Raw genomic sequence first — 8264 nt, 5'->3', positions numbered from 1 at the left:
TGAAAAAACAAATTTTGTCATTAATAGTTGGAATCTTCTTTATTTTTATAGCGAATTATATAATCCAAATCAAGTTTTATAGTTTCTTGTTAAATATAATATTTAAGCTTGTTCTTTATGTTTTGTGTATTCTACTTTCAAATTACTTATTCTCTATAAAGAAAGATAAATACTATGTATTCAAGTTTATTTTATGTGTATTTCTAATTTATGGTTTGGACAATCCCAAGCAACGCACAATCGATTTATTTAATCAAAGAACTTCCGACTTCCAAGGAATTCAAAATATTGAAAATGCTTGGATGTATACATCAATGAGAGATATGAATAAGAGTGCTTTGTTTCCAATTATTGATTATCAAATTGTTTATGCTATAGAAATTAGCCGCAATAATCCAATTTATTTGGATATTAATTCAAGTAATTTAATCGATTCAATTAATTATGATGGAATGGATATTCAATATTATCAGAATGATGAGTTCTATGAATTTGAATATGAAAATAATAAGTATCACTTTTATGGTGTAGTTACTAATGATTACTTGGAAGCAAATAAATTAAATCTAATTAGATAAATATGATTGAAATGCTCTAATTCTTTGTGAGTTCTTCTTGTGAATTAATAAAATATCTCGTATAATAAATAACGGTACAACAAGTATGTATTGAATCAGGTCAGGACCGGAAGGTAGCAGCCTTAAGAACCTCTACTTGTGTGTACCCTTTTTATTTTCTGGAGGCAATGATGATCACAACCTTATGCTATATAGAGAAAGATAATTGTTACTTGATGCTTCATCGTAATAAAAAAGCGCAGGATATCAATCAAGGGAAATGGATTGGTATAGGTGGGAAACTAGAGCCTAGAGAATCATGTGATGAGTGCAACTTAAGAGAAGTAAAAGAGGAGACTGGATTAGATTTAGTTGAGGCAAAATGTAGAGGTATCATTACGTTTGTACAAAATGATGGCTATACTGAATATATGTTTTTGTTTACATCAGATTCATTTAAGGGTGAATTAAAAGAATGTGATGAAGGTACATTGAGGTGGGTATCTAAGGATGAACTGGATACATTAAACATGTGGGAGGGTGATCGCATCTTTCTTGATTGTTTAAGGAAAGATCTACCTTTTTTCTCGTTAAAGTTAGTATATAATGGAGATAACTTAGTAGAGGCGTGGTTAAATAATGAAAAAGTATGAGAAAACAAATGTTGACTACATGAGGTTAGCTTACTTACAAGCATTGAAAGCTCAAAGTATCGATGAAGTACCGGTAGGTGCAATTGTTGTGCTGGATGGTAAGGTTATTTCTAGGGGTTATAACATACGGAATAAGAGTCAAAACGCAACATCTCATGCGGAGCATATCGCAATAGAAAAAGCTTGTAAGAAGCTTAAAACATGGCGGTTAGAGGGTTGTGAATTGTATGTAACATTGGAACCATGTCCAATGTGTGCGGGTGCCATCATACAATCGCGGATACCAAGAGTCTATTTTGGGGCTTATGATCCAAAGGGAGGTTGTTTTGGTAGTTGCGTTGATTTTAGAGAAATAGAAGGATTTAATCATTATCCTGAGGTTGAAGGCGGAGTATTAGAAGATGAATGTGCACAATTACTAAAGGATTTCTTCAAAAGCAAAAGAAAGAATAATAGAGGATAAGACATGGGTGATTTATCTAAAGTAGTAAATATAGGCAAAGTAATTGAGGAACATCTAAATAAAGTAGGAATTACAACACTTGATGAACTAAAGGAATTAGGGAGTAAAGAAGCTTGGTTACGTATTAAAAAGGTGGATTCAGGGGCTTGTCTTAATCAACTCTATGCCATTGAAGGTGCAATACAAGGTATACGTTGGCATGATTTAAGTGAAAAAAGTAAAATTGAATGCAAAGACTTCTTTGAAATACATCAGTAAAGGAAGATTGGCGTATCTATAGAAATAGTATGAAACAACCTTTATTCCCACTATAATTCAAGGTTGTTTTTTGTTATAATAAAAAGAGCATAATGAGTAAAAAGGAGGAAGGAAGAATGGGTTATAAAGCTTTATATCGTACGTACCGTCCAACTTCTTTTGAAGAAGTCGTAGGTCAAAAACATATTGTGACGACTTTGATGAATGCAGTTAAACAAAATAAAACAGCACACGCGTATTTGTTGTGTGGTCCTCGTGGTACTGGGAAAACATCAGTTGCACGACTTTTAGCTAAAGCAGTCAACTGTGAAAATAAAGAGAAGGCACCATGCAATGAGTGTGATAATTGTAAAGCTAGTGATGCAGGTACGCATCAAGATATAGTAGAAATCGATGCTGCAAGTAGTAGTGGTGTTGATCAAATTCGTGATTTAATTGAAAAAGTAAAGTATTCTCCAATTCAAGGTAAATTTAAAGTATATATTATCGATGAAGTTCACATGTTATCGCAAGGAGCTTTTAATGCATTACTAAAAACGTTAGAAGAACCACCTGCACATGTTATCTTCGTTTTAGCTACAACAGAACCTTACAAAGTATTACCGACAATTATTTCGCGTTGTCAACGTTATGACTTTGGTAAAGTTGGACAAGAAGAAATCATTCAACGATTACGTTATGTTGTGGATACAGAAGGTATCCGTGTGGATGATGAAGCGTTGCGTTTGGTTGCGGTATTATCAGATGGTGGTATGCGTGATGCATTAAGTATATTAGACCAATGTATAGCGTATGCACAGGATGAGATTACAGTGAAACATGTAAATGATATTTATGGTATCACTACAATCAAAGAAAAAATGGATTTAATACAAAACATTTTTGATAAGGATGCAAAGTCATTACTAAATACAATTCAATCACTGAATGAAAAAGGTGTGGATATACGAAGACTTACTAATGATTTGGTAGAGGTACTTAAAGAGAGTGTTATCTATGCATATACAAGTGATTCAGGATTACTTCAAATGTTGAATGTAAATGAAGTAGAAACAATTTGTAGTAATCGAAATGCAAATGTACTTCTGAAGATGATTGATGTTCTAATGGAAGCAACTGTATCGTATCGAAATGCAAGTAATGTAACATCCTACTTTGAAGTAGCAGTTCTCAAAATGATGGGAGCAACTGAAGTAAGTTCTAAACCGATTGAGATCATTCAACAAACGGTAGTGAAGCAACCTTTAAACAAACCAGTTGAACAACAACATCAACAACAAGATATATATCCTGATGAGCAACAAGAGGATCTTGTTGAATTACCAATACTTGATGTAAAAGAAGAAGTAAAAGAAATTAAACCGAAAAAAGAAGAACCTGTACCAACACTATCTGTTGAATTTGTATTGAGTTTGTTGTCGGGCGCTAGTAAAGAAAATAAAGAAATAGACAAACAAATTTGGACTACATTGGATGGTAAATCAAGAGAGATTACGTGTGCAAAATGCGCAACAATTTTAAAACATACTGATATTGCGGCAAGTGGACAAGATTACATTGTTATTACAACTGATTCTCCAGCTGAAGCAAATCAAATTAATGATTTACAACTCAATCAAGAGTTATATTATTTTGTAAAAGAACAATGCGATTTGGATAAAATGATTTATGCAATTGATAAAGAATCTTTTGTAAAAATCACATTAGAATTCAAAGAACGTTGGACTAAAAATGAATTGCCTGATGCTGCAATGATTACGAAATATAAAAAGGTAGTTACAAAAGAAAAAAAGAAAACCAATGAAGAAAAACTAATTGATTTATTTGGTGAAGAAAACATATCAATTTTTGAGGAGGAATAAAAAATGGATTTACAAAACTTATTGAAACAAGCACAAAAGATGCAAGGAAGTATTCAAAAAATTGAAGCAGAATTAAATGAATCGGAATATGCAGGTACTGCTGGTGGTAATGGTGTTAGTGTTACGATCAAAGGTAATTATGAAGTAGTAAACATTAACATTGAAGAAGATCTTTTAGAGAAAGATAATAAAGAAATGTTACAAGATTTGATTATGGTTGCGATTAATCAAGCTGTTGATACAGCAAGTAAAGATCGTGAAGAAAAAATGGGAACAGTAACAGCTGGTGTTAAAATGCCAGGAATGTTCTAATCATGTATCCAAAAAGTTTAGAAGACTTAATTGAATATTTTAAACTTCTACCAGGTGTTGGAGCAAAGACAGCAGAACGTTATGCACTACTCATGTTAGATACAAGTGAAGAAGATATTCAAGGATTTGCGAAAGCTTTAGTTGATTGCAAAACAAAAATACATACTTGTCATATTTGTGGAAATTATAGTGAAGATGAAACATGTTTAATTTGCCAAGATACATCAAGAAATAAAAATGAAATTTGTGTTGTACAATCTGCAAAAGATATTATCGCAATGGAAAAGACAAGAGAATTTACAGGAGTATATCATGTACTCCATGGTGTTATTTCACCAAGAAAAGGGATTCTACCAGAAGACTTAAATATAAGTGAATTGATGAATCGTATTGACGAAAATGTACAAGAAGTAATCATTGCGACTAACTTAACACTTGAAGGTGAAACAACAGCATTATACTTAGCAAAACTATTAGAAGAAAAAGGATGTTTAGTAACACGTATCGCTCATGGATTACCAATGGGTGGACATTTAGATTATGCTGATGAACTGACTCTAATTAAAGCGTTAGAGGGTCGTAAACAAATGAAAAACGATTAATCAAAAGCGGGGGAAAAGGAAATGAAAACAGACTTACAAATTGCTCAAGAAAATGTAATGGAACCAATTTCAAAGATTGTAGAGAAAGCAAACATTGATCCAAAATATGTTGAATATTATGGTTCAACAAAAGCTAAAATTAACAATGACATCATGACGGATTTAAAAGACAGAAAAGATGGTAAGTTAATTTTAGTAACTGCAATCAATCCAACAAAAGCAGGTGAAGGAAAATCAACAACAACAGTTGGTTTAGTTGATGGACTTTCAAAGATTGGTAAAAATGTTATGGGTTGTTTACGTGAACCATCTCTTGGTCCAGTATTTGGATTAAAGGGTGGGGCAACAGGTGGAGGATATGCACAAGTTGTACCAATGGAAGATATTAACTTGCACTTCACAGGAGACATGCATGCCATCACAACGACAAACAATTTAGTGTCGGCTGTTTTAGATAATTCAATTTATCAAGGAAATGAACTCAACATTGATCCAACAAAAGTTATTTGGAAAAGATGTTTGGATATGAATGATAGAACTTTACGTAGTATTACAATTGCACAAGATAAACCAACAAATGGTGTTGAACGTAAAGATAGTTTTTGTATAACAGTAGCTACAGAAATTATGGCAATTTTATGTTTGTCAAAAGATTTAAAAGACTTTGAAGAAAGAGTTAATCGTTGTATCGTTGCATACACTTATGATGATTTACCTGTTACGATTCAAGACTTAAAAGTAGGTGGAGCATTAACTGTAGTGATGAAGGAAGCAATTAAACCAAACTTAGTTCAAACACTAGAGAAAACACCAGTGCTTATTCATGGTGGTCCATTCGCAAATATTGCGCATGGATGCAACTCGGTTATCGCTACAAAGATGGCATTAAAACTTTCTGACTATGTTGTAACTGAAGCGGGATTTGGAGCAGATTTAGGAGCTGAAAAATTCTTAGATATTAAATGTCGTATTGCAGATTTAAAACCAAATACGATTGTTGTTGTCGCAACAATTAGAGCACTTAAATTACATGGTGGTGTAAGTGCAGAAGAATTAGGAAATGAAAATGTAGATGCAATGCTTAAAGGTATTGAAAATCTAGAAAAACATATTGATACAGTAAAACAATTTGGAGTGCCAATACTTGTCGCAATCAATAAATTCGCAAAAGATACTGATGCAGAAGTAGAAGCATTAAAAAAATGGTGTGAAGAAAAAGATGTACTTGTATCACTATCGGATGCTTGGGCAAAAGGTGGAGAAGGTACAATTGATTTAGCGAATAAAGTTGTGGCATGTTGTGATACAGAATCACACTATGCACCAATTTATGATGTTAATGATTCTATAGAAAATAAAGTACGTACGATCACTCAAAAAGTGTATGGTGGACGCGATGTTATCTTCAGTGATCAAGCGAAGGAACAAATCGAAAAGCTAAATGAAATGGGCTTTTCTAAATTACCAATATGTATGGCAAAAACACCAATGTCATTAACAGATGATCCAAAGATTGTAGGTAGACCTACTGGATTTGATATTCATGTTAATGAAGTTAAAGTATCTGCAGGAGCTGGATTTGTTGTTGTATTTACAGGAAGTATTATGACAATGCCAGGACTACCTAAAGTACCTGCGGCACTAGGCATGGGTGTTGATGAAAATGGAGAAAGTTACGGAATATTCTAGATAAAGAAGGAGAATGACATGTCATCAATTGCGTATGTTACAGATAAACATATGATTGAATTTCATCGTTTAAACGGAAATCATGCGATGAATTTTTGGCGTCCAGGTTCTCAAAAAAGATTTACTGATTTTATTGAAGGAGACTTACTCTTCTTCCTTGCAAAAGGAAGTGAGAGAGGTAGAAGAAAAGAAAAAGGCATCGTGGGTTATGGTAAGTTCAAAAGATCATACACATTGAGTTTCAAAAAAATGTGGAAAGAATATGGTTCGTTGAATGGTTATGCAACCCAAGATGAATTGTATGATGCAATACTCAAAGTTTCTAAAGATAAAATGATGCCAAAACAAATGAATTGTTTGTATTTGGATGAAGTTGTCTTCTTTCAATCACCTATTTACTTAAGTGAAGTAGGTGTTATGATATCCAACAAAATTGAGAGTTATATTTATTTAGATAAAGAAGATCCACAAGCTACATCAAAATTGCTTAATAAAGCTAATGAAAGTGGTATTGATATGTGGACGATGGCTATGTCTACAACAGAGTCAAAATCCAGTCTTGAGGAAGATGAAATCAAGCATCAAATTTCACTAGTTTATCAACGGATTAATGATGATTTTTATACCGATACTGAAACAAAAAAAGCTAGAAAATTAGCCAAGGAAAAATGTTGTGAAGATAACTTTGAGTTAATAAAAGGTAGTAAAACAGATAGTATCTATTATAACGATAATGAAGTTATTATCGCAGTACCATTTATTTATAAACCCAAAGATTTAAATCGCAAGTTACAATATTTAATTGGTCACTTAGTGAGCTATAGAATTTTAATAAAAGAGATTAGTGAGTATAATTTCAAATTAAAATTTGAAATACTTTCAGAGTTGCCATTGAATGATGAAATAGTTAATATTATAAAAAATATCAACGAAGGATAATCGTATACTAATTGTAAGAAATACTTAAGATATTGAAAGTATTAGTAAAGTAAGATAGTTGCATAAAAGGAGATGTATTATGCATAGACTTGAGGCATATTTTACTTTGGCACTACTATTTATCAGTATCTTTTTTATTATTTGTTTTCCGTTGTTAGTTAGATTAAAGAAAAGAGGCTATAGTACATTTAAATTGATTTGTGGATTTGGATTAGTTTGTACTATTATACTCATTCTGTTTGCTACATTATTTTATACGCCGATTGATCTTACTCGCCCATCAATAGAAAATATAAACATAAAACCTTTTCTCTGGCTTCAGCAAGTAAATGGAATTGATCAATTTGTGGTAGAAAAACTACCCAATGTAATATTATTCATCCCATTCGGATGTTTGATGCCAATGGTATTTAAACAAACAAGTAAATGGTATATTTTACTTATCATCGCATTCCTAACTACATTTACACTTGAATTCATTCAAAGCTTTATAGGTAGGTCAGCAGATATTGATGATATAATCATGAATTTATCAGGCGCAATAATTGGTTATATGGTATACGTATTCTCAAGGTATATGATCATCGCGACTAACGAAGCGCAAAAACAGGTAATGAAATGCCACAAAAACAGGTAATGAAACGCCACAAAAACAGGTAATGAAATGCCACAAAAACAGGTAATACAGTTGAAATATCCACTTAAATAACCAATAATAAGCATAGAGGTAAAGTGATGAAAAACTATAAAAAAAGAGTGGTAGACAAAGAACTGAAAATAAATATGGAAGTGTTTGGTGCCACATTGATTGTTGGCCCAAAATGGGGTGGGAAAACAACAACGGGATTAAATATAGCAAAAAGTGTTTTAAGATTACAAGATCCAGATAATAGGGAAGAATATCTAAAAACAGCAAGTATAAAACCATC

Annotated in this window: 10 protein-coding genes, 1 other RNA gene and 1 pseudogene; all 12 read left to right on the top strand. The window is 32.3% G+C overall.

The annotated features are described in order from the left end of the window. On the top strand, positions 1-578 hold a 578-nt coding region (locus tag RR643_RS10610; RefSeq protein ID WP_332483188.1), incomplete at its 5' end, for a hypothetical protein. A 63-nt stretch (positions 579-641) separates the two neighbouring features. Then, positions 642-739: signal recognition particle sRNA small type (gene ffs, locus RR643_RS10605), an RNA gene on the top strand. A 9-nt stretch (positions 740-748) separates the two neighbouring features. Next, positions 749-1210 (top strand): NUDIX hydrolase, encoded by a 462-nt coding sequence (locus RR643_RS10600; protein ID WP_332483187.1) that lies wholly within the window; start codon positions 749-751, stop codon positions 1208-1210. Next, on the top strand, positions 1197-1673 hold the full coding sequence (tadA, locus tag RR643_RS10595) for a tRNA adenosine(34) deaminase TadA (protein WP_332469639.1): 477 nt from the start codon (positions 1197-1199) through the stop codon (positions 1671-1673). Before RR643_RS10600 ends, tadA begins: the two co-directional genes overlap by 14 nt. Before the next feature lie 3 nt (positions 1674-1676). Further along, positions 1677-1931 (top strand): TfoX/Sxy family protein, encoded by a 255-nt coding sequence (locus RR643_RS10590; protein WP_332469640.1) that lies wholly within the window; start codon positions 1677-1679, stop codon positions 1929-1931. A gap of 116 nt (positions 1932-2047) precedes the next feature. Then, positions 2048-3793 carry a DNA polymerase III subunit gamma/tau gene (gene dnaX, locus RR643_RS10585; RefSeq protein WP_332483186.1) on the top strand — a complete coding sequence of 582 codons (1746 nt, stop codon included), beginning with the start codon at positions 2048-2050 and terminating at the stop codon, positions 3791-3793. A 3-nt stretch (positions 3794-3796) separates the two neighbouring features. Then, a complete protein-coding gene (locus RR643_RS10580) occupies positions 3797-4105 on the top strand; it encodes a YbaB/EbfC family nucleoid-associated protein (RefSeq protein WP_332469642.1) in 309 nt (102 codons plus the stop codon). Between the two features lie 2 nt (positions 4106-4107). Continuing rightward, entirely contained in the window at positions 4108-4707 is a 600-nt protein-coding gene (gene recR / locus RR643_RS10575) for a recombination mediator RecR (RefSeq protein ID WP_332483185.1), read from the top strand. Between the two features lie 21 nt (positions 4708-4728). Beyond that, positions 4729-6396, top strand: a complete 1668-nt coding sequence (locus RR643_RS10570) for a formate--tetrahydrofolate ligase (RefSeq protein WP_332483184.1) — start codon at positions 4729-4731, stop codon at positions 6394-6396. Between the two features lie 18 nt (positions 6397-6414). Continuing rightward, positions 6415-7335 (top strand): hypothetical protein, encoded by a 921-nt coding sequence (locus tag RR643_RS10565; RefSeq protein WP_332469645.1) that lies wholly within the window; start codon positions 6415-6417, stop codon positions 7333-7335. Positions 7336-7414: 79 nt separating this feature from the next. Further along, positions 7415-7972 (top strand): VanZ family protein, encoded by a 558-nt coding sequence (locus RR643_RS10560; protein WP_332469646.1) that lies wholly within the window; start codon positions 7415-7417, stop codon positions 7970-7972. A gap of 98 nt (positions 7973-8070) precedes the next feature. Next, positions 8071-8264 (top strand): annotated as a pseudogene (locus RR643_RS10555) (ATP-binding protein); the annotation flags it as partial.

Origin of the sequence: Anaerorhabdus sp., assembly GCF_036637135.1 — a bacterium.
Lineage (GTDB): Bacteria > Bacillota_I > Bacilli_A > Erysipelotrichales > Erysipelotrichaceae > Anaerorhabdus.
This window is presented reverse-complemented; position numbering and strand designations above follow the sequence as displayed.

Excerpts from the sequence above, each read along its gene's own strand:
- RR643_RS10560 (WP_332469646.1), top strand. The coding sequence starts at position 7,415 with ATGCATAGACTTGAGGCATATTTTACTTTGGCACTACTATTTATCAGT.
- dnaX (WP_332483186.1), top strand. The coding sequence starts at position 2,048 with ATGGGTTATAAAGCTTTATATCGTACGTACCGTCCAACTTCTTTTGAA.
- RR643_RS10565 (WP_332469645.1), top strand. The coding sequence starts at position 6,415 with ATGTCATCAATTGCGTATGTTACAGATAAACATATGATTGAATTTCAT.
- tadA (WP_332469639.1), top strand. The coding sequence starts at position 1,197 with ATGAAAAAGTATGAGAAAACAAATGTTGACTACATGAGGTTAGCTTAC.
- RR643_RS10590 (WP_332469640.1), top strand. The coding sequence starts at position 1,677 with ATGGGTGATTTATCTAAAGTAGTAAATATAGGCAAAGTAATTGAGGAA.
- RR643_RS10600 (WP_332483187.1), top strand. The coding sequence starts at position 749 with ATGATCACAACCTTATGCTATATAGAGAAAGATAATTGTTACTTGATG.
- recR (WP_332483185.1), top strand. The coding sequence starts at position 4,108 with ATGTATCCAAAAAGTTTAGAAGACTTAATTGAATATTTTAAACTTCTA.
- RR643_RS10570 (WP_332483184.1), top strand. The coding sequence starts at position 4,729 with ATGAAAACAGACTTACAAATTGCTCAAGAAAATGTAATGGAACCAATT.
- RR643_RS10580 (WP_332469642.1), top strand. The coding sequence starts at position 3,797 with ATGGATTTACAAAACTTATTGAAACAAGCACAAAAGATGCAAGGAAGT.